We start from the raw sequence: 22,828 nt of genomic DNA, 5'->3' as shown, positions 1-22,828 counted from the left end.
TGACATTTGTTTGCATAAAAATTGAGCTAGTTCTAATAAAAAAATGCCTTGCTACAAGCATTAACGAGACTCAAAATTTGTGCGAAGATAAAAAAAATAACCCGAAAATTAAATGCAATTTTCGGGTTATTGTATAAGGGATTTTGTGTACTAATCTACATTATCATGCAAATAAGAATTATTAGAACGCAATTGTAAATCGTTATTGCTATCAGTTCCAACAGATATTCTTGAATTAGCATTGTTAGTTTGATTGTTTGAAATATCGATACCTAATCTTTTATAAGCAGGCTCTTTTTCGTACTCATCAATCTTAGAAACATTATTATGAAACTTATAATTGAATTCTTTTAATTTTTTTCTTCTCTCATCCGCTCTTAAACGCAATGTTTCTTCAATTGTCATTTCTATAGGAGAAATATCTTCTGCATTTGAGAAATCTTGTGGAGCCAATTCTACTTTTTTCATCGTAATATTTAACTCCTCAGGAATAACTTCTTCCACCACTTTTGCAACTGGTTTAGCTAATTCGCTCTCAGCATCCATGTATTCTTCAAGAGAATATTTGATAATTCCTTTGTCAGACAATTCAGTAACCGGAACAAATTGAACTGCTTGATTCACTTTTATCTCTTTTGTTTCATTTGTTAATTCAAATAAAACTTTTTCTTCTTTAACTTCCTGAACTGGCTCTGATTTAAAAAGAGGCAAATCAAAAGAAATAGAAGTTTGTTCTTGTTTTTCAATTGCTTTTGGTTGTTCAACAATTGGTTGAATTACTTGTCTTACTTCTTCTACTTTTGGTGCAGAAAATGTAAATTCTTCCTCTTTTATTGGAGAAACTATTTCGAAAGTAACATCTATATTTTTAATAAATTCAGACATTGCCATCAACTCTTCGTTTCCCGGAACTGGAACCACTGGGGCTTCAGCTACAACAGCTGCAGGAACTACAATAGGAGCTGGAACTATTTCTTCTTCCTCATCAATTAAGTCAAAAACTACTCTTTCTTCAACATTACTTACCGGTTTATCAATATTTAAATCAAAACCTGCAACTGTATTATTGCTTAGATTATGAACGCTTCTTTGCTCATCCTCTAAGGTATGTATGATTTTTTTTGGCTCAGTATTTACAATTCCGTTTTGTTGTTCAATATCAAATCCAGTAGCGATAATAGTTACAGCAACTGCATCACCTAATGTGTCATCTTCACCAACTCCCATGATGATATTAGCATTATAACCAGCTTCACTTTGAATGTGGTCATTGATTTCGCCAATTTCATCTAAGGTAATTTCGTTAGACCCAGAAACGATGAGCAACAATACGTTTTTGGCTCCTGTAATTTTGTTATCATTTAATAAAGGAGAATCTAAAGCAGCAACAATAGCTTCTTTAGCTCTGTTTTCTCCTGAAGCAACAGACGAACCCATTATAGCCGTTCCGCTATTTGCTAATACGGTTTTAGCATCACGTAAATCGATATTTTGAGTATAGTGATGCGTAATTACTTCAGCAATTCCTCTTGAGGCTGTTGCCAAAACTTCATCTGCTTTTGAGAATCCTGCTTTAAAACCAAGATTACCATATACTTCTCTTAATTTGTTATTATTGATAACAATTAAAGAATCGACTTGTCTACGCAATTTTTCGATTCCGATAAGTGCTTGTTCCTGACGCACTTTCCCTTCAAAAGAAAATGGTAAAGTTACAATACCCACGGTAAGGATTTCTCTTTCTTTAGCCAGTTGAGCAATTACAGGGGCTGCACCAGTTCCGGTACCTCCACCCATTCCAGCTGTAATAAAAACCATCTTAGTACCACGGTCTAACATCTTTTCGATATCAGCAATACTTTCTATAGCCGATTGCTGTCCTACGTCTGGATTTGCTCCAGCACCAAGACCTTCTGTTAGATTTACACCTAATTGAATTTTATTAGGAACACCACTATTTTGTAGTGCTTGCGAATCAGTATTACAAACAATAAAATCAACTCCTTTGATTCCTTGCTTGAACATGTGGTTGATTGCATTACTTCCACCTCCACCTACACCTATTACTTTTATAACATTTGATTGATTTTTAGGTAAATCAAATGAAATACTTCCAAATTCTGAGTTGCTCGTCATAATATTTGGTATTTGATATTAATATATTTTGTCTTTATTCTTCTATCTTACTACTCTGCGTTATCTAAAAAATCTTTAATCTTATCAACATAACGATCAAAAAATGATCGCTTAATCTTCTCTCCTGTTGATTCTTCTTTTTTAGAATAACTTTGTGTTTCCAGCTGTTCTACTTCTTGTTCAAATCGCTCAACCGTTTCAACAACCGGCTCACGATAATAAACCGTTCTTTGAGGAACAACTTCTTCTTTTCTTATTGCACTCTGTGTATTATTACAAATACTATTCATTACTAATCCTACTGCAGTTGCATACAATGGACTAGAAAACTCTTCGTCTGAATTCCCTGCTAAATGCTCATTAGGATAACCAATTCTGGTGTCCATTCCTGTAATGTATTCTACTAATTGTTTGATGTGTTTCAATTGAGCTCCACCACCAGTAAGTACTATTCCAGCAATTAGTTTTTTTCTTGGATCTTCGTGACCATAGGCTTTTACTTCTGTAAAAACTTGTTCAATTATTTCTACTACACGAGCGTGAATAATTTTAGACAAATTTTTCAACGAAATCTCTTTTGGCTCTCTTCCTCTCAATCCCGGAATAGAAACAATTTCATTGTCTTTATTTTCTCCTGGCCAAGCCGAACCAAATTTCACTTTCAATAATTCAGCCTGTTTTTCTATAATAGAACAGCCTTCTTTAATATCATCAGTGATTACATTTCCTCCAAAAGGAATTACTGCTGTATGACGAATAATACCATCTTTAAAAATAGCCAAATCAGTTGTTCCACCACCGATGTCAATTAAGGCAACTCCTGCTTCTTTTTCTTCCTGGCTCAAAACCGCATCAGAAGATGCTAATGGCTCTAAAGTCAATCCTGACAATTCGATACCTGAACTTTGAATACAACGTCCTACGTTACGTATAGAGGATGCCTGACCTACTACAACATGAAAACTAGATTCTAGTCTTCCGCCATACATTCCGATTGGTTCTTTTATTTCAGATTGCCCATCTATTTTAAATTCCTGAGGTAAAACGTGAATAATTTCTTCCCCAGGCAACATAGCTAATTTATTAACCTGATCAATCAGTAATTGAATATCATCTCCACCAATTACTTCTTCCGGATTACTTCTACTGATATAATCGGTATGTTGAATACTACGAATGTGTTGACCAGCTATCCCTACAACAACATCTTTTATTTTATAACCTGAATTTGTTTCTGCTTCATTTATTGCTTGCTGGATAGATTGAATGGTTTGTGTAATGTTATTAACCACGCCTCTAGCCACACCTAGACTTTTGGATTTACCAACTCCCAAAATTTCTAACTTACCATACTCATTCTTCTTGCCAATCATGGCAACAATTTTGGTTGTCCCTATATCTAGACCTACTGCAATATTCTCTTTTTCCATTTTCTATTATTTAGTGCAAACTACTTGTTTTGTAAACCTGAGGTCAATCTTCTTATATTTATACAATGTACTATCTAAAACTGCTTTTTGAAAAAAAGCTTTATAGTTCTTAAATTTTGTTTCAAAATTCATCATACTACCAAAATCAATCTGGTAATCGTAATTCCTATTGAACATTTTTAAGCTAGCATTAGGCATAATCTGAATTGCAATGATGTTTTTTTTCAAAAAATCATCTTCATAAATTACACGAAACAATCGAGTAATCTTTTCGTTATCCCCTCTGTTTAAATCCCCCGAAACAAGCGGAACTCTAGCTGTAAAATTATTCGATAGCGGCATCTTACCACCTTTATAATCAACATAAAAAGATTCAGAACCACTAACCACTCTAGCTACAGGAGTCTTTTGCTTTACAACCGCTTTTAGAACACCATCGATACTTACAAAAACATCTGATTCATCAATCATCGCATTTGAGTCTAGCTTTCTTTCCAGCTTATTCAAATCTAATTTATCTTTTCCAATAGCTAAGGGGTTGCCAATATTTTCTATTAACAATTTATTAACCGTTTCTGTCTTAATAAAAAGATTGTTTTCTCCTACAAAAACAACGGCTATTTTAGCCACTTTTCGCTTTTCATTTCGCTTAGAGGTAAACGAAAAAAGAAAAACAACCAACCCTAACATTAGGATTAATCTGATATTTGTCCAATTAAATATTTTTTTCATTTAAAGCTTTTTTAATTGCTCCCACCATTTCACCAATATCACCAGCTCCAATTGTAACCAAAATTGGGGCATCACTTTTCAACATAGTTGCTATCAAATCTTCTTTTGAAACTAATTTTTTATTCTCATTTTCCATCTTAGACAACAACCAGTCCGAAGTTACTCCTTCCATAGGCAACTCACGTGCCGGATAAATATCCATCAATAAGACTTCGTCAAATTGAGAAAGACTTTTTGCAAAATCATCTGCAAAATCTTTTGTTCTGCTAAAAAGATGCGGCTGAAAAACAGCTAAAACTTTTTTATTCGGATACAATTCTCGCACCGCCTGATGCACTGCATTTATCTCCGTAGGATGATGCGCGTAATCATCAATGTAAACCAATTTTTTAGATCTAATTTGGTACGAAAAACGCCTTCTTATTCCTTGGAATGAAGCTAAGGCTTTTGCAATGGCATCGGTTGGGGTGCCGAAATTTACTGCCATTGCAAAAGCCATTAAAGCATTCATCAAATTGTGTCTTCCTGGTAATCCAAAACGGAAATCTTTTAAAACTTCAGTAGGTGTTTTTACATCAAAAACATAACTTCCGTCTTCTATTCTTATATTAAAAGCATTGTAAACTGCTTCCTCATTAACTCCAACAGTAATTCCTGAAAGTGGTAAATCAGTAGTAATAAACAACCTTCTCTTATCTTCTACTTTATTTGCAAACTCAGTAAACGATTCTTCGATAGCATCACTGGTACCATAAATATCCAAATGATCTGCATCCATAGAAGTCACACAAGCAATATCCGGATGCAAATGCAAAAACGAACGGTCAAATTCATCGGCTTCAACAACGGTTACAGTTTTCCCGCTTCCTATTAGATTCGAATTATAATTCTCTACAATTCCTCCAATAAAGGCCGTAACATCAGCACCACTTTCATGTAAAATATGTCCTAAAATACTAGATGTAGTCGTTTTCCCGTGTGTTCCCGCCACCGCAAAACAAAAGGTATCCTTAGTAATAATTCCTAAAACTTCGGCTCTTTTTTTAACCTGATAATCACGCTCTAAAAAGAAGTTCCATTCAGAGTGTGTTCTTGGAACTGCTGGTGTAATTATCACTAAGGTATTTTCGACAAAATAATCCTTAGGTATTAAATTGATATCATCTTCAAAATGAATTGCAATACCACTTTCGATTAGTTCATTGGTTAAAATCGTTGGTGTTTTGTCATAACCAGAAACTTGTTTTCCAATATACTTAAAATAGCGCGCCAAAGCACTCATACCAATACCACCGATACCGATAAAATAGACGTTATGTATTTGGTTTAAGTTCATAATTATTAAATGTATTTCTGATTATTTATTTCTAATTAATTTCACAATTTCGTCGACAATTTGCTTCGTTGCTTCAGGCAACGCCAATTCTTTTATATTTTCACTCAGCTGTTTTTGTTTTCCTGTATCTTTCAACAGGGCTTCAAAAACCAAACTAAACTCCGTATCCAATTCGGATTCTTTGATTAATAGCGCTCCTTTTTTATCCACAATAGCTTTTGCATTTTTTGTCTGATGATCTTCGGCTACATTTGGCGATGGAATAAAAATTACCGGTTTCCCCACAATACACAATTCCGATACCGAAGAAGCTCCTGCACGCGAAATAATAATATCGGCAGCAGCGTAAACAAAATCCATTTTTTCAATAAAAGCAACTACCTGAACATTCGCCGAATTGTATTTTTTATAATCTTCGAAATACAACTTTCCACATTGCCAGATAATTTGAACATCCTGAGCCTGTATATTTTTCAGTTCTTTTTCAATTAACTGATTCACTCTTCTGGCACCTAAACTTCCACCAAGAACTAAAAGTGTTTTTTTATTGGCATCCAATTTAAAACATTCAATTGCTGCTGCTCTTTTGCTTTCAATAGCAATCAAATCCTGACGAACAGGATTTCCTGTCAAAATCATTTTTTCTTTTGGAAAAAATCGTTCCAGATTTTCATAAGCCACACAAATAGCATTGGCTTTTTTACTCAACAATTTATTGGTAATTCCGGGAAAAGAATTTTGCTCTTGAATCAGCGTTGGAATTCCAAGTATATTCGCCATTTGTAATAACGGACCACTTGCAAAACCACCTGTTCCAATAACCGCATCGGGTTTAAATTGTTTTATTATTTTTCTTGATTTCCACAAACTGTCAAGCAATTTTACTGGAAACAACATATTTTGTAACGTAATTTTTCTTTGCAAACCAGCAATCCACAAGCCTTTGATAGCATATCCTGCCTGCGGTACTTTTTGCATTTCCATCTTATCCTGAGCTCCTACAAATAGAAACTCCGCGTTTGGAAATCGCGATTTTAATTCATTGGCAATTGCAATCGCAGGATAAATATGCCCTCCGGTTCCTCCGCCACTTAATATGAATTTATACTGTATCATTGCTATCAATCTATTTATTTAAAACGGCATTCATTGGATTAGTCATTTTATCTTCTATCGAATAAGACTCTTTTTGTTGTTGTTCTTCCGAAGCCAATTCAGCATCAATCAATCTTTGAAGTGCTTCTTCTCTTTTAGCAGCTTCTTTTTGTTCTTGTTCTATTTCTTCTTCTTTTTTGGTTACACCAATGATGATTCCCAATGCAATACAAGTCATCCAGATAGAAGTTCCACCACTACTGATCAACGGCAGGGTTTGTCCCGTAACCGGCAATAATTCTACTGCTACCGCCATATTAATCATCGCCTGAAAAATCATCGGAAAACCAAGTCCAATGACGACTAATTTTCCAAAAAGTGTATTGGCCTTATGCGAAGCAATTACAAATCGGAAAAGCAACAACAGATACAAAAACAACACTCCTAAACCTCCAATCAATCCGTATTCTTCAACGATAATCGCATAAATAAAATCGGAAGAAGATTGTGGCAAAAAGTTTTTCTGAACACTTTTCCCTGGACCTAATCCATAAATTTTACCCGATGCAATCGCAATTTTAGCTTTCTCTATTTGGTAATCGTCTTCATCCGGTTTATTGGTGCTAAAGTTTTCAATTCGGCTTTCCCAGGTTCTAACCCTGCTAAAGAATTTAGCATCCGGAAATGCTTTTGAAATCAAAACAAAAAAGGTCAGAAATAAAATTCCCGAGCCTACAATGATTCCGATGTACTTCATTGGATATTTACCTATGAAAACCAACATTAATATCATTGAAAAAATTAACGCCGTAGTAGAAAAATTCGAAGGAAGAATAAATATCAACGTGATAAAAACAGGCAACCAAAGCTCCTTTAACGATTCTAAAAAAACAATCGGTTCTGTTCGGGTTTTAGACAAATAACGCGCTACAAAAACAAACAAAACCAATGCAGCAAAAGCCGAAGGCTGAAACGAAATCCCTACAAACGGAATTTGAAGCCACCTACTGGCATTAGCTCCACCAATTACCGTTCCCTTAATCATTGTAATGGCTAAAACTACCCAAACTACAGGCAATAACCATTTAGAAATAGAACGGAAATAATGATAAGGAACTTTATGAACGTAATAGATAATCGTGAAGCCACAAGCTATATGCGCCAAATGTTTTAACAAATACCCTAAAGTATTTCCTGTCCCATGACCCAAATAAGCCAGATTACTACTCGCACTAAAAACAGGCATAAAGGAAAACAAGGCCAATAAGGCCACAAATGACCAAATACCTTTATCTCCTTTTAATCTGCTAATTAGTTTTTTCATTTTTAATTAAGTTATGAGTTATTAGTTATGGGTTATGGATTGTGAGTTATGAATAACGTATATACACTACTAACTTCCAGCTCCTAACTTCTAACTTTTTTTTACAAATTCTGTACTGCTTCTTTAAACTGTCTTCCTCTATCTTCATAGTTTTCAAACAAGTCAAAACTGGCGCAAGCTGGTGATAATAAAACTGTATCTCCTTTTTCTGTTAAACGTTGCGCCATAATAACAGCTTCACGCATACTTTGCACCTCAATCATCATATCAACCACATTACCAAAAGCGTCAATAATTTTTCTATTATCAACTCCAAGGCAAATGATAGCTTTTACTTTTTCACGAACTAACGCCATCAATTCGTTATAATCATTTCCCTTATCTACACCACCTACAATCCAAACCGTTGGTGTATTCATACTATCTAAAGCGAAAAAAGTAGCGTTTACATTAGTTGCTTTAGAATCGTTGATGTATTGTACATTTTGGATTTTCAATACTTTCTCAAGACGGTGTTCTACACCTTGAAAATTAGATAGACTTTCGCGAATTGTTGCTTTTCTAATTTGCATCAATTTAGCTACAGAAGTTGCTGCCATGGCATTTTTTAAATTATGTTTTCCTTCCAAGGCAATTGATTCTGTTTCCATTTTAAATTCCTCTTGATTGATTATTACTTCCATTGTGTTGTTTTTTATAAAGGCTCCTTCTTCAAATGTTTTTGTCAATGAGAAAGGAATTAATTTCGCTCTTGTTTTGTTCTTTTGTAACCATTCTGAAATTGCCTCATCATCTGCATCATAAATGAGATAATCCTCTTCAGTCTGATTCATTGTTATTCTAAATTTCGAATCAATGTAATTCTCATATTTATAATCGTATCGATCTAAATGATCCGGACTGATATTGGTTATAATGGCTATATGCGGCTTATAATTTATGATTCCGTCCAACTGAAAACTACTCAACTCCAACACATAACTATCGTATTTATCTTCGGCAACCTGTTCAGCAAAACTTTTTCCAATATTTCCAGCCAAACCTACATTCAATCCTGCCGATTGAAGCAAGTGATAAGTCAACATCGTGGTAGTTGTTTTACCGTTACTTCCTGTTATTCCTATCGTAATTGCTTTAGTAAAAGGAGCCGCAAATTCTATTTCAGAAATTACCGGAATTCCTTTTTCGACTAGTTTTTTTACTATGGGCGCTTTCTCTGGAATTCCAGGACTTTTCATCACCACATCGGCATTTAAGATTAGGGATTCCGTATGTTTTTCATCCTCCCAATCGACACCGTTTTTTATAAGAACGTCTTTGTAACTCTGTTTTATTTTTCCAAAATCAGATACAAAAACATCGTATCCTTTTTCCTTTCCCAGAATGGCTGTTCCCACTCCGCTTTCGCCTCCGCCTAATACTACTAATCTCATCTTATCTTAGTTTTAAGGTAACAATCGAAAGTATCGCTAACATGATGGCCACAATCCAAAATCGGGTAACAATCTTACTTTCGTGGTAGCCTTTCTTTTGATAATGATGATGCAATGGCGACATCAGAAAAATTCTTCGGCCTTCGCCAAAACGCTTCTTGGTGTATTTAAAATAACTCACCTGTAAAACCACTGAGAAATTTTCGACTAGGAAAATCCCGCATAAAAGTGGAATCAATAATTCTTTTCGAACCGCAATAGCTAATACTGCAATAATTCCTCCAATAGTCAAACTTCCTGTATCTCCCATAAACACCGATGCGGGATACGAATTATACCATAAAAATCCGATCAGAGATCCAACAAAAGCAGCAATAAAAACCGTCATTTCCCCCGAATTAGGGATGTACATAATATTGAGATAATTAGAGAAAATAATGTTTCCTGAAACGAAGGTAAAAATAGCAAGAGCTAGTACCGAAATCGCAGAAGTTCCCGCCGCAAGTCCATCAATTCCATCGGTTAAATTAGCTCCGTTTGAAACTGCTGTGATGATGAAAATCACTACCGGAATAAAGATTATCCAAGCCCATTTTTCATATCCGTCTCCCATGAACGAAAGTACTTCAGCATAATCAAATTCATTGTTTTTGAAAAAAGGAATTGTAGTTGCTGTCGATTTTTCTTCAACACCAGCTGGAGTTATAACCGTTTCTGTAGTTTGCTTAAAAATATCTGTTTTTCCTGTATCAGTACGAACCGTTACTTGTGGATTAAAATACAACACACTTCCAACAATTAACCCCAATCCTACTTGTCCAAAAACTTTAAAGATTCCTTTTAATCCTTGTTTGTCTTTTTTGAAAATCTTAATATAATCATCCACAAAACCAATTGTCCCCATCCATAAGGTAGTTACAATCAACAAAACAATATAGATATTATGCAATTTGGCAAACAGAAAAACAGGAATTAAAGTAGCAAAAATGATAATCAAACCTCCCATTGTAGGAGTACCTGCTTTCTCATTCTGACCTGCTAATCCTAGTTCACGAACAGTTTCTCCTACTTGTTGCCTTTGCAAAAAGCTAATAACTCTCTTACCATAAATTGTAGACAACAACAGTGAAAGTATAAAGGCCAATGCCGATCTAAAAGTGATGTATTGAAAAACTCCTGTTCCAGAAATATTCAATGTTTTGTTGAAATAATCAAATAAATAATATAGCATAGTTTAACTATTTATGAAGTTGTTCTAAAATCTCTTTAACAATTTTCATATCATCAAAATCAGTACGGATACCTTTGATTTCCTGATAGGTTTCATGTCCTTTTCCAGCAATTAAAATAATATCATTTGGCTGAGCCAATTGACAAGCAATTTTAATCGCTTGTTTTCTGTCGGTCACAGCAAAAACTTTTTTGTGATTTTGCGGTGACACTCCTACTTCCATTTCACTGATAATAACATCAGGGTCTTCATCTCTAGGATTATCTGATGTCAAAATGGTTTTATTACTCAATTCCGAAGCAATTCCAGCCATAATTGGTCGCTTAGCCTTATCTCTATTTCCACCACAACCTACAATCGTGATTAGTTGTTCGTTTTTAGTACGAACTTCATTGATGGTTTTCAATACGTTTTCTAAAGCGTCTGGAGTATGCGCATAATCAACTATAGCTGTAATATTCGAATCAGAAACAATGTATTGGAATCTCCCGGAAACACTTTCCAATTCTGATAACAAACGAAGCGTTTCTAAAGAATCCATACCTAATTCGATAGCGGTTCCATAAATAGCTAAAAGATTGTAAGCATTAAAAACACCAATCAATTTCACCCAAACTTCATTGCCTTCAATTTTCAACAACAAACCTGATAATAAGTTCTCTAAAATTTGAGCTTTATAATCAGCATAAGATTTAAGTGCGTAAGTTCTTTTTTGAGCTACTGTATTTTGCAACATCACCGCTCCATTCTTATCGTCAATGTTAGAAATCGCAAAAGCAGTTTTTGGCAAATTGTCAAAAAATGATTTTTTAACATCTCTGTATTCAGCGAAAGTGGGATGATAATCTAAATGATCGTGAGATAAATTAGTAAAAACACCACCCCTAAAATACAAGGCTTCGGTACGTTTTTGATGAATTCCATGCGAACTCACTTCCATAAAACAATACTCTACCCCTACACCAATCATTTCATTCAAAAAATGATTAATTGTAATCGAATCAGGTGTTGTATGCGTTGCTTTGTACTCTACATCATCAACCAATATTTTTACGGTAGAAAGTAAACCTACTTTAAATCCCGCTTTTTTAAATAATTGATACAATAAAGAAGCAATTGTTGTCTTTCCATTAGTACCTGTAATTCCAACTAATTTTAGTTTTTCAGATGGATTTCCAAAATAATTAGCCGCCATAAAAGCAAGGGCTTTATTAGTGTCGTTTACCTGAACATAAGTAATTTCACTAACGAATTCTTCTGGAAAAGTATCGCAAATTATTGCTTTGGCACCTAAATCGATGGCTTTTTGAATATAATCATGTCCATCGGAAATTGAACCACGAATAGCAACAAACACATCATTGGCTTCGATTTTTCTAGAATCAAAATCCAATTTCCCGATAGCAATATCAGTCGAACCATGAACGGCCTCGATTGCTACTCTATATAATATGTCTTTTAATTTTATCACAATAATTCTAAGGTTATAGTTGTGTTTTTTATAATATTTTGACCCGCTTGAAGGGATTGTTTTTTTACTTTCCCAATTCCGCTGGTTCTTACTCTCATCCCTAAATTTTCTAACAATGCAATAGCATCCATCCCTGGCATTCCTTTAACATTAGGAATTAGTTGTTGTGGCTTTTGAAGTTTCGCAAAATACTCGTTGTAACTTTTCTCTTGTTTTGGAATTTTCCTGTCTAATTTTTTAATTTCATTTGTCGAAGGAACTTCGGTAAAAATCTTTTGAGCAATTCGTTTAAAAACTGGTCCCGCAACACCAGCTCCATAAAAATCACCTTTTGCTGTACTTGGTTTATGAACCACTACAATACAAGAATATTTAGGATGATCAGCCGGAAAATAACCCACAAAAGAAGAAGCATAGTGCATTGGAGTACCGTCTCTTTTTCCATAGTTTACCTGAGCCGTTCCTGTTTTACCAGCCATAGAGAAATCTTTAGAATACAATTTAGAAGCTGTTCCTTTTTTAACCACATTTTTCAAAACCGCTTTTAATTTCAAAAGTGTTGCTTGCGAGCAAACTTTTGGATTAATCACTTCCGGTTCCATTTTTTTGATGGTTTTATTCCATTCTTTGATTTCAGAAACAAATTGTGGTTTTAACATCACTCCATTATTTGCAACAGCATTATAAAAGGCTAAAGTTTGCATTGGCGTAACTGAAACTCCATATCCAAAAGCCATCCATGGCAATGAAATATTGGACCAGTTTTTATCTGTAGGTTGCGGAATAAACGGACGTCCTTCTCCTTTAAAATCCATATTCAACCTTTTGTTGAAACCATAAGAATTAACGCGATTAACAAACTTAGACGGATTGTTTTTATAATTTTCATACACTGCTTGAACTAAAACTGTGTTTGATGACAATTCGAAACCTCTGGCTAAAGAAATCTTACCATAACCACCTGTATGGGAATCTCTTACAGATTTACCTGAATATTTTACAACTCCACCATGTGTATCATAAACGGTGCTGGTATCGGCTACTTTATCCTCCAGAATAGTCATTAAATCAACTAATTTAAAAGTAGAACCTGGTTCGTGAGATTCTGCTACTGCATAATTGGTAGTCTCATAATACGTTCCATCGGTAGCTCTTCCTAAGTTAGCAATTGCTTTGACCTGACCCGTATGCGTTTCCATTACCACGACACAACCGTGATCAGCTTCATAATCTTCTAATTGTTTTAACAAAGCGTGATGTGCGATATCCTGGATATAAACATCAATAGTCGAAATAACATCGTATCCATCTTGAGGATCAACTTCGTTTATATCACGAATAGGTTTCCACTGTCCTTTAGCGATTTTTTGTTTTAGAATTCTACCATCCTTACCATTCAAATAATCCTTATAAGCCCATTCGATTCCTTTTCCATCTGAATATCCCTCTTGATATTTTCGTTCGTAACCAATAGTTCTTTCAGCAATTTTTCCAATAGGATGTTCCCGTACCGTTTTTTGTTCGATTATAATCCCGCCTTTATAAGCCCCCAATTCGAATAAAGGAAAACCTTTAATTTTCATGTAATCGGTGTAACTTAAATCTCTGGCAACTAAAAAATAACGGTTATTATTCGCTCTTGCTTTTCTCAATTCATTTTGATAAAAACCTGCTGATTTTCCTAAAATAGTAGCTAATGAATCAGCTAAAGCATTCACATTTTTTTCAAAAGCTTCTTTTTTCGGCGCTAATGCATCAAAACGGATAATGTATTTTGGAATTGAAGTAGCTAGCAAGCTTCCGTCTGAAGAATAAATATTTCCTTTATTAGCAGGAATCACAAAATTTCTAACGGTTCTTTCCTTAGCTAATTCTCTATAATAATTCCCTTCTACCCATTGGATATTAGTCAATTTAACAGCAATTGCTATTGCCATCAAAAAAATAGCAAAAGCAACTAGATAAATTCGGTACGATATGTATTTATCATCTACTGCCATAATTTCTTAATGAAATTTTCTTCTTCTACTTTCTTCACTTTTATCTTTACCGGAGGAACTGTTGACGGGAAAATTTCTTTTTCTACCATCTTTTCTGAAACCGTCGATTCCATTCTCAACTTCATTAATTCCGAACGTCTATCCACAAACTCCGAACGCATTTCTTTAACTTCCGAAGTCAATTCGGCTATTTTAAACACTTTTTGCTCGTAACGTTGTGTATTTGCAATCATGATAATGGCCAGAACAATCAAAAAAACAATAAAACGCCAGTTCTTAATCGCATCATCATCGATTAAAAATCTTGCTTTTAATAGATTGTAAATACTCGTTTTCATGTTTTATCTAAATCTTTTCGGCAATTCTTAACTTGGCACTTCTTGCTCTATTATTAATCTTAATTTCTTCGTTATCAGGAACAATTAATTTTCCAATTGTTTTGAACGGAACTGAAAAATTTCCAAAAAAATCACGCTCTGGTTCTCCTTCAAACATGCCGTTTTTTATGAATCTTTTCACCAAACGATCTTCTAACGAATGATAGGATATCACACTTAATCTTCCTCCCGGATTCAAAATTTCTAATGATTGCTCTAAAAACTCTTTTAAAACATCCATTTCTTGGTTCACTTCAATTCGAATGGCTTGATAGATTTGGGCCAATATTTTATTTCGAACTCTTTCCGGTAGATATTTCGCCAAAACTTCTTTTAATTCATCTGTAGTTTTTATTGGTCGATGCGTTCTGGCTTCTATAATAGTTCTTGACAAAGCAGGTGCATTTTTTAATTCGCCATAATCAAAGAAAACCCTTCTCAAATTAGCATCATCATACTCATTAACTACCTTATATGCATTAAGGTCGTTTTTCTGACTCATTCTCATATCCAATTCAGCATCAAATCGAGTGGAAAACCCTCTTTCCGGCACATCAAATTGATGAGAAGAAACACCTAAATCGCCTAAAATCCCATCAACACTTCTTGCACCGTGAAAACGCAAGAATCGTTTTATATGTCTAAAATTCTCATTAATCAACACAAATCGCTCATCAGGAAGCGCATTAGCTAACGCATCTTCATCCTGATCAAAAGCGAATAATTTCCCATTAGGACCTAATCGACTTAAAATCTCTTTCGAATGACCACCACCACCAAAAGTGACATCTACATACACTCCATCAGGCTTAATATTTAAACCATCTACCGTCTCTTTAAGCAAAACTGGATTATGATATTCCATTGTTGTCGTCATTTATATTACCCATTACCTCTTCAGCCAAATCTGCAAAATCAACTCCATCATCTATTGACTGCTCATACAAATCTTTATCCCAAATTTCTACAATATTAACCGCAGACGAAAAAACAACATCCTTAGCGATACTGGCAAAATTTACCAAATCCTTAGGCACTAATAAACGCCCCAAAGCATCAATCTCAACTACCTTAACACCAGCAGTAAACTTGCGAATAAAGTCGTTATTTTTCTTAACAAATCGATTGAGCTTATTGATTTTTTGCATCATCAAATTCCATTCTTCCATTGGATACAACTCCAAACAAGGCTGAAACAAGGAACGCTTCAAAACAAAACCGTCTTGAAGAGAGGCAGCCAATTGCTTTTTTAAAGGAGCAGGTAACAAAACCCTCCCTTTAGCATCGACTTTACACTCATATGTTCCAACAATTGTATTCAAAAGAATCGCTTTAAATGATACAGAGCAAAAATATAAAAAATTTTACCACCTTTTACCACTTTCTACCACTTTGTTGATAAGTTTACCCACTTCAAACACAAAACCCTTAAATTTTAGACAATCAGAACATTAGCTCAATCCTCTTTTCATACAGACAGTACAATTCAATTCAAAAAAACACAACACAACCACTAGTGTTTTTCAGTTAAAAACCCAGCTTAATTTCACGAAAAAACACTAGACACTCAACAACATAACTAGACACACTTTTTTAAAGCATAAGTGAATTCTGGAATATTATCCTCAAAAAAAGTTTTCAAAAACTCATTTTAACTGATTATATACTATATTTGTCGAAATTGAAATTCGCATCCAAAAGCATGGACAAAAACTATAAGAAAGAAGGCAGATACAGCTATTACGAAGCAGGAGAAGGAACACCTATTGTCATTTTACATGGCTTAATGGGAGGTCTAAGCAACTTTGACGGCGTGGCTCGTTACTTCTCTGACAAAGGATATAAAATCGTTATTCCAGACTTACCTATATACACTCAAAGTTTACTAAAAACCAACGTAAAAGCATTTGCTAAATACGTAAAAGACTTTATTACTTTTAAAGGTTTTGACAGAGTAATTCTTTTAGGAAATTCATTAGGCGGACACATTGCACTCTATCACACTAAGATGTATCCCGAAAAAGTAGCAGGACTGGTAATAACCGGAAGCTCAGGACTTTATGAAAGCGCCATGGGCGATAGCTACCCGAAAAGAGGTGACTATGAATACATCAAGAAAAAAGCGGAAGATGTATTTTACGACCCAAAAATCGCCACTCCTGATTTGATTGACGAAGTATACGCAACAGTAAATGATCGTATAAAACTGATCAAAACTTTAACCATTGCTAAAAGTGCAATTCGTCACAATATGGCTAAAGATTTACCAAAAATGCACGTTCAAACTTGTATTATTTGGGGGAAAAATGATAAAGTCACTCCTCCGGAAGTAGCGACAGAATTCAACAAGTTATTACCTAATTCTACCTTGTACTGGATTGACCAATGCGGCCATGCAGCCATGATGGAACACCCAGATGAATTCAATAAACTACTTGAAGAATGGCTGACAAAAACTAATTTAAAAGTTCCTACGCTATAAAATAGAGCTTTTTTACATCAAAAAATATGAAAATTAATACCGCCGAATTCGTAATTAGCAACTCAGATGTAAGCAAATGTCCTAAGGACTTTTTGCCCGAATATGCTTTTATAGGCAGGTCGAATGTGGGAAAGTCATCATTAATCAACATGCTGACCAACCAAAAAAAACTGGCAAAAACATCTGGAAGACCAGGAAAAACACAACTAATCAACCATTTTTTAATTAACAATAATTGGTTCCTAGTCGATTTACCTGGATACGGATACGCTAAGGTTTCAAAGAAAACCAAATCTGTTTTTCAACAATTCATCACGGATTATTTTGAAAAAAGAGAACAATTAGCCTGTGCCTTTGTATTAATTGACATTCGTCATGACGCACAAGCTATCGATATTGAATTCATGAGTTATATGGGCGAAAGCGAAATTCCTTTTTGCATTATTTTCACCAAAGCTGACAAAATTAGTAGAGTAAAAATTGACGCGCACGTTGCCGCTTACAAAAAACAAATGTTTGCTAACCATTGGGCCGAAATGCCGCCTTATTTTGTAACTTCATCAACAGAAGGAACTGGAAAAGAAGACTTATTAAGCTACATCGACGAAGTAAATCAAGAAATCTTCAAAAACAACAGTGGATTTTAAATCCCAAAGAATACAATAAAAAAATCCCAAATTCCAATTGTTAAATTTGGGATTTTTTATTGGGATTTTATCCCAAAACTTTGGAATTATTTTGTCAACTCTAACTTTTCTGCAAAGTACTCACAGAAATCTTTCATCGTTGCCGCCATTTTTTCATCTCCTGTAGCACGGTGAAAAGTATCCGACATGGCCACTAAAGTCTGATGAAAGAAAATCTTCATTTCGTCTACTGGCATATCCTTAGTCCACAAATCAATACGCATACTCTCTTTGACTTTACTATCCCAAACAGACAACATAATTGCTTTTGACTCTTCTAATTCTATTCCGCCATCTTTTGCAGTCCAATACAATTTTTCCGGAATGCGGTTTTCATCTAATTCTACTAGAAAATTAATTTCTGATTTATTTTTATCTGACATTACTTCTTAGGTTTATAATTTGATTTTTCAAATATTTCTTTTGCACTAGTATGCATTAATTGCGGCAAAGATACTTCATTATTTTTCATATACGAACGAACAATTTGCCATCCTACCCAAGCTCCCACCTTACCAGGAGACTCATTATCGATTTCTAAATAAAATTTAGAAAAAGGTGCTGGACTTATAAATCGCGAAATTAATTTAGAGTCATCATCATACAACAATTGTTTTTCAATAAAATAACGCCACATATAACTTTCGTTTTCCTGACACCAAAGCAACTGCTCTGCCGTATAACCTATTTTATCCGCATCAGTATATTCAGCTGACAAAAGCATATCTTTTAGATACAATTCTTTTCCTGAATAAATCATAGCTGCCAAAAAGTTTTTCTCCACACTAGGCGCTATTTGTCTTTTAGCAAAACTTTCCACTACATCAGGCATGAGTTGTCTAGGTTCAAAATTTTGTTTTAAATAATTTGGAAACTGATAAAATTTATGTTCTTTTCCCAGATACATTTCAAGCGAAATAATTAACAAACTATCGGCATAAATCACCTTATTATTATAATCCATTTCCGAAATAACAGTATACGCCTTATGTGGCGTTCGTATTTTTGGAAAATAAAATTTTATATGTTTAAAAACATTGTCTAATTCTGTTTTATACAAATCGAAATTGGGAAACTTCTTCTGAACTTCAGTATACAATTCTCTCCAAAGTGGGTTTTGCATTTTCTCTAACCAAACAGCATCATCATTTCCTGCAGGAAAGAAAAAAGGAAATTCTTTTTTAATCTTTGGTAAATCTTCCAGAGCTGTTTCGAAAAATATTTTATCAAATCGCACTACTTTTAAATCTATCGAAATAGCCTCAACAGCTTTTTCTGTTTTATTCTTAGTATCGCAAGACAAAAAAAAGAACAATAGAAGTAAGGAAAATACACAAGTTTTCATTTTATTTTAATTAAATTTGCACTATTAAATCAGGATAACCAGTATGTTACTGAAAAAGTTGAGCAAAGATACGTTCCTGATAGCTAAAATTTGAACTATTATGACTAAAAAAAGTACGATCAAAGTTGATCAGGTAAACACCCAGATTGTCAACTGGTTAAAATCTTACGCAGAAGCCACAAAGGTTAATGGCTTTGTAGTAGGAATTTCAGGAGGCGTAGATTCGGCTGTAACTTCAACTTTATGTGCTCAAACAGGACTTCAAGTTTTATGTGTTGAAATGCCTATTCACCAACACTCAAGTCACGTAAGTCGAGGCAAAGAACACATTGAACAACTAAAAAAACGTTTCCCTAATGTGGCTAGCGTACAAAGTGACCTAACTTCAGTATTTGAAACTTTCAAAAAAGAAGTTCCCACAAACTTTGATGAAAACAAACTAAATCTTACTTTAGCCAATACTCGTGCCCGACTAAGAATGACTACATTATATTATTACGCAGGAGCTCACGGACTTTTAGTTGCCGGAACTGGCAATAAAGTAGAAGACTTCGGCGTTGGTTTCTATACTAAATATGGTGATGGCGGTGTCGATTTAAGTCCGATAGCAGATTTGATGAAATCAGACGTTTTTGCATTAGCTACTTATTTAGAAGTTCCTAACTCTATTTTAACTGCTCAACCTTCAGATGGTTTATTTGGAGACGAAAAAACAGATGAACAACAATTAGGTGCAACCTATGACGAATTAGAGTGGGCAATGCTTGAAGATGAAAACAACAGTCCTTCAAATAATTATACAGAAAGAGAAAAAAAGGTGTTTGAAATCTATAAAAGACTCAACACAATTAACCAACATAAGATGAATGCAATACCCGTATGTGTAATTAATCGGATTTAATACTATTTTATCTATAAAAAATAGCATTATTCCTTTTTTTTTCCTAAATTTATATATAGAATTCACACAAAAACAACCCTAAAAAAAAAAATCATGATTAAAGTTTGTCTAGCCGATAATTTTCCGGTAGTGCATTTTGGAGTTAAATCGTACTTCAAAGACCATTCAGACATATCATTAACTGCCAATGTTGGTAGTTTTTTGATGATTCGAGATATTCTCCTAACAAAAGAAATTGATGTTCTGGTCTTAGACTTAGAACTTGAAGGTCTTTCGAGCATATTTGAAGTAAAATCGCTTTTAAAGAATTTCCCTAAAACTAAAATTATTATTTTTAGTGGACTTTCTGAGCAAATCTATGCTCCTAATGCTATCAAAGCTGGAGTATCTGGATATGTTCATAAAAAAGAAAAATTAGAGACATTAGGACAATCTATTATCAAAGTTCATCAAGGTAAAATTATCATGAATGAAACCGTTAAGAAAAACCTGGCTTTAATTGCAAAACAAAGTAAAAGCGAACGTTTGTACCGTAAACTTTCTAACCGTGAGGTAGAGGTTTTACGTTATTTAAGTGGTGGAAAGAAAAATCACGAGATTGCTGAAATCTTAGGTTTGAACGAAAAAACCATCAGTACTTACAAATTACGTTTATTAACTAAACTAAATGTTACTAATTTAGTTGACTTAGTAAACAAAGCTAAAACTTTAGAAATCGTTTAATTTAAAAACGAGACATGACCCTACCCAGCTTTTTTGAAAAAGCACGAGTAAGTTCATTATAATCTTTTATCATAATCATAGACTCCATATTATCCTTATCAGGTGATATGGAGTTTTTTAATTCGTCTATAATTCGTCCTACTAAATACCATCTTAAAGTTAAAATGGTTTCAGAAACATTTTGACTTATAGTATCCTGTTTTGTTTTAGGAAAAATATTTTGACCTTCCCAGTCATGCAAAACTAATTGCTCATCTTCCATCAAAATATCTGTAACTTCTTGAGCAAATTCAGTTGGCAAATGCATCAAATACTGTTCTAGACTAAAAGAATCATTTTGAAGATAATAGTTTATCAAATTGTTGAAAATTTCGCGAAACAAAGGGTTAGCTAACTCCACCTCATCTTCTTGCAAACTCAAATAGATACGTTGAAAAACTTTATAAGACTTCATTTCAGAGACATTCACGATTTCGCCATCTTCATTTGACTTCATCAAAACATCTTCAAATTGTTCTGTTTTATTTCCATAAAGCAATAAAATCTCAATAACCTTTCGTTCTAAACGATAAAGAATATCTACTTTTTCTGTCGGCTCGCTTGGATATCCCGGTTCTCCCGGATAATCCTCCGGCGGACCAAATCTCGGATCTTCTGGATCTCCACCTGAATACCCCGTATTTTTTGGGTTTTGGTTTCTATAAACTTCAAAAGGTTTTTGTTCCTGCTTTTGCTTTTTAGTAACTTCAGCAACATCTTTTTGAATCAACTGAGCCAAAGTACTCACCAACACCTGCTCAGAAATATCCATAATTCTGGCACATTCTTGCGTATAAATTTCACGCTGAATACGATCCGGAATTTTAGAAATACTAGTAACCATATCCCGAATTAAATCGGCTTTCTTTATAGGATCATTATGAGCATCTTTCATCAAGAGTGACGCCTTAAACTGTATAAAATCTTTGGCATTATTTTCTAAATAAGCCACCAAATCATCATGTGAAGTTTTTTTAGCAAAACTATCCGGATCTTCTCCATCAGGAAAACTACATACTCTTACATTCATTCCTTCCTCGAGAATCAAATCGATTCCACGAAGAGAAGCGCGCAATCCTGCAGCATCACCATCAAAAAGCACTGTAATGTTTTTTGTCAGACGATTCACCAAGCGAATTTGATCTGGCGTTAAAGCCGTTCCCGAAGAAGCTACTACATTCTCTATTCCTGCCTGGTTAAATTGAATAACATCAGTATACCCCTCAACCAAATAACAATTATTTAATTTGGCAATAGATTGCTTGGCTTGATAAATACCGTACAGTACTTTACTCTTATGATAGATATCACTTTCAGGCGAGTTTAAGTATTTAGCCGCTTTTTTATCGTTTGTTAAAATACGACCACCAAAACCCAAAACACGTCCCGACATACTTTGTATAGGAAACATGACACGAGCTTTAAAACGGTCAAAAGGACGATCTTCTCTAGCAATTGTCAAACCGGTGCTTTCCAGAAACTCCAACTTATACCCTTTACCCAAGGCTTCTTTAGTTAACGCGTCCCAAGTTTCAGGCGAATATCCTAAACTAAACTTTTTGATTGTATCGGCTGTAAAACCTCTTTCCTTAAAATATGAAAGCCCAATTGCTTTTCCTTCTTCGCTATTTAAAAGTGTTTTATGAAAATACTCTTTTGCAAATTCCGATACCAAATACATACTTTCACGAGTATCTGTATTGGCTTTTTCAGCATCAGTCTGCTCAGTTTCTTCAATCTCAATATTGTACTTATTAGCCAAATATCGAATGGCTTCCGGGTACGTAAATTGAGAGTGCTCCATTAGGAATTTAACGGAATTCCCTCCCTTTCCTGTACTAAAATCTTTCCAAATCCCTTTTGCAGGAGAAACCATAAACGACGGAGAACGCTCATCAGAAAACGGACTCAAGCCTTTGAAGTTACTCCCTGCGCGTTTTAAATTAACAAAATCGCCAATAACCTCCTCTACTCGAGCAGTTTCGAAAACAGTATCTATGGTAGCTTTTGAAATCAATTTTTAAGGGATAAAGTTGGAAAGCATCAAAGATACAAAGTATTTAAAAACTTAAACCCTTTCAGAGTTT

The 22,828-nt window shown here is 34.4% G+C and carries 20 protein-coding genes; 4 read left to right on the top strand and 16 right to left on the bottom strand.

Translation table 11 applies throughout. The features are described 5' to 3' along the window. Window positions 1-150: 150 nt before the first annotated feature. From ftsZ to mraZ, 13 genes are all read right to left on the bottom strand, one after another. A complete protein-coding gene (gene ftsZ / locus GTZ96_RS12760; protein ID WP_161644300.1) occupies window positions 151-2,136 on the bottom strand; it encodes a cell division protein FtsZ in 1,986 nt (661 codons plus the stop codon). 50 nt (window positions 2,137-2,186) lie between these two features. Next, entirely contained in the window at window positions 2,187-3,566 is a 1,380-nt protein-coding gene (ftsA, locus tag GTZ96_RS12755) for a cell division protein FtsA (protein WP_161644299.1), read from the bottom strand. Between the two features lie 6 nt (window positions 3,567-3,572). Beyond that, entirely contained in the window at window positions 3,573-4,298 is a 726-nt protein-coding gene (locus GTZ96_RS12750; protein ID WP_181033188.1) for a cell division protein FtsQ/DivIB, read from the bottom strand. Further along, complete coding sequence (murC, locus tag GTZ96_RS12745) at window positions 4,282-5,634, bottom strand: UDP-N-acetylmuramate--L-alanine ligase (protein ID WP_161644298.1); 1,353 nt, start codon at window positions 5,632-5,634, stop codon at window positions 4,282-4,284. The genes GTZ96_RS12750 and murC overlap by 17 nt, the downstream gene beginning before the upstream one ends. 21 nt (window positions 5,635-5,655) lie before the next feature. Further along, window positions 5,656-6,750, bottom strand: coding sequence for an undecaprenyldiphospho-muramoylpentapeptide beta-N-acetylglucosaminyltransferase (murG, locus tag GTZ96_RS12740; protein ID WP_161644297.1), 1,095 nt, complete (start codon window positions 6,748-6,750; stop codon window positions 5,656-5,658). A 10-nt stretch (window positions 6,751-6,760) separates the two neighbouring features. Beyond that, window positions 6,761-8,053: an FtsW/RodA/SpoVE family cell cycle protein gene (locus GTZ96_RS12735; protein ID WP_161644296.1), complete on the bottom strand. Its 1,293-nt coding sequence runs from the start codon at window positions 8,051-8,053 to the stop codon at window positions 6,761-6,763. Window positions 8,054-8,154: 101 nt separating this feature from the next. Continuing rightward, entirely contained in the window at window positions 8,155-9,486 is a 1,332-nt protein-coding gene (gene murD / locus GTZ96_RS12730) for a UDP-N-acetylmuramoyl-L-alanine--D-glutamate ligase (RefSeq protein ID WP_161644295.1), read from the bottom strand. A gap of 1 nt (window position 9,487) precedes the next feature. Further along, complete coding sequence (gene mraY, locus GTZ96_RS12725; RefSeq protein ID WP_161644294.1) at window positions 9,488-10,717, bottom strand: phospho-N-acetylmuramoyl-pentapeptide-transferase; 1,230 nt, start codon at window positions 10,715-10,717, stop codon at window positions 9,488-9,490. Between the two features lie 7 nt (window positions 10,718-10,724). Next, the gene (locus GTZ96_RS12720; protein ID WP_161644312.1) at window positions 10,725-12,185 is read right to left on the bottom strand and encodes a UDP-N-acetylmuramoyl-L-alanyl-D-glutamate--2,6-diaminopimelate ligase; all 1,461 of its coding nucleotides are present in this window, start codon (window positions 12,183-12,185) and stop codon (window positions 10,725-10,727) included. Continuing rightward, window positions 12,185-14,188, bottom strand: a complete 2,004-nt coding sequence (locus tag GTZ96_RS12715) for a penicillin-binding protein (protein WP_161644293.1) — start codon at window positions 14,186-14,188, stop codon at window positions 12,185-12,187. Before GTZ96_RS12715 ends, GTZ96_RS12720 begins: the two co-directional genes overlap by 1 nt. Further along, the gene (locus GTZ96_RS12710) at window positions 14,179-14,526 is read right to left on the bottom strand and encodes an FtsL-like putative cell division protein (RefSeq protein ID WP_161644292.1); all 348 of its coding nucleotides are present in this window, start codon (window positions 14,524-14,526) and stop codon (window positions 14,179-14,181) included. The genes GTZ96_RS12715 and GTZ96_RS12710 overlap by 10 nt, the downstream gene beginning before the upstream one ends. Window positions 14,527-14,533: 7 nt before the next feature. After that, window positions 14,534-15,442 carry a 16S rRNA (cytosine(1402)-N(4))-methyltransferase RsmH gene (rsmH, locus tag GTZ96_RS12705; protein ID WP_181033186.1) on the bottom strand — a complete coding sequence of 303 codons (909 nt, stop codon included), beginning with the start codon at window positions 15,440-15,442 and terminating at the stop codon, window positions 14,534-14,536. Beyond that, the gene (gene mraZ, locus GTZ96_RS12700) at window positions 15,417-15,887 is read right to left on the bottom strand and encodes a division/cell wall cluster transcriptional repressor MraZ (protein WP_161644291.1); all 471 of its coding nucleotides are present in this window, start codon (window positions 15,885-15,887) and stop codon (window positions 15,417-15,419) included. Before mraZ ends, rsmH begins: the two co-directional genes overlap by 26 nt. A gap of 380 nt (window positions 15,888-16,267) precedes the next feature. Between mraZ and GTZ96_RS12695 the strand changes: the two genes are divergently transcribed. Together GTZ96_RS12695 and yihA are read left to right on the top strand one after the other, a co-directional pair. Then, on the top strand, window positions 16,268-17,047 hold the full coding sequence (locus tag GTZ96_RS12695) for an alpha/beta fold hydrolase (RefSeq protein WP_161644290.1): 780 nt from the start codon (window positions 16,268-16,270) through the stop codon (window positions 17,045-17,047). Window positions 17,048-17,073: 26 nt separating this feature from the next. Continuing rightward, window positions 17,074-17,694: a ribosome biogenesis GTP-binding protein YihA/YsxC gene (yihA, locus tag GTZ96_RS12690; protein ID WP_161644289.1), complete on the top strand. Its 621-nt coding sequence runs from the start codon at window positions 17,074-17,076 to the stop codon at window positions 17,692-17,694. Window positions 17,695-17,780: 86 nt separating this feature from the next. Here the strand turns inward: yihA and gldC are convergent, their stop codons facing one another. Both gldC and gldB read right to left on the bottom strand, forming a co-directional pair. Then, on the bottom strand, window positions 17,781-18,116 hold the full coding sequence (gldC, locus tag GTZ96_RS12685) for a gliding motility protein GldC (RefSeq protein ID WP_161644288.1): 336 nt from the start codon (window positions 18,114-18,116) through the stop codon (window positions 17,781-17,783). Beyond that, on the bottom strand, window positions 18,116-19,078 hold the full coding sequence (gene gldB / locus GTZ96_RS12680; RefSeq protein ID WP_161644287.1) for a gliding motility lipoprotein GldB: 963 nt from the start codon (window positions 19,076-19,078) through the stop codon (window positions 18,116-18,118). Before gldB ends, gldC begins: the two co-directional genes overlap by 1 nt. Before the next feature lie 100 nt (window positions 19,079-19,178). Here gldB and nadE point away from each other — a divergent pair, with 100 nt between their 5' ends. After that, entirely contained in the window at window positions 19,179-19,979 is an 801-nt protein-coding gene (nadE, locus tag GTZ96_RS12675) for an NAD(+) synthase (RefSeq protein WP_161644286.1), read from the top strand. A 93-nt stretch (window positions 19,980-20,072) separates the two neighbouring features. Then, window positions 20,073-20,702, top strand: coding sequence for a response regulator transcription factor (locus tag GTZ96_RS12670; RefSeq protein WP_161644285.1), 630 nt, complete (start codon window positions 20,073-20,075; stop codon window positions 20,700-20,702). A 1-nt stretch (window position 20,703) separates the two neighbouring features. Here GTZ96_RS12670 and dnaG read toward each other — a convergent pair whose 3' ends face one another. Further along, window positions 20,704-22,758, bottom strand: a complete 2,055-nt coding sequence (dnaG, locus tag GTZ96_RS12665) for a DNA primase (RefSeq protein WP_161644284.1) — start codon at window positions 22,756-22,758, stop codon at window positions 20,704-20,706. Window positions 22,759-22,828 lie beyond the last annotated feature (70 nt).

The organism is Flavobacterium undicola (assembly GCF_009909155.2).
GTDB classification, from domain to species: Bacteria; Bacteroidota; Bacteroidia; order Flavobacteriales; family Flavobacteriaceae; genus Flavobacterium; species Flavobacterium undicola.
This window is presented reverse-complemented; position numbering and strand designations above follow the sequence as displayed.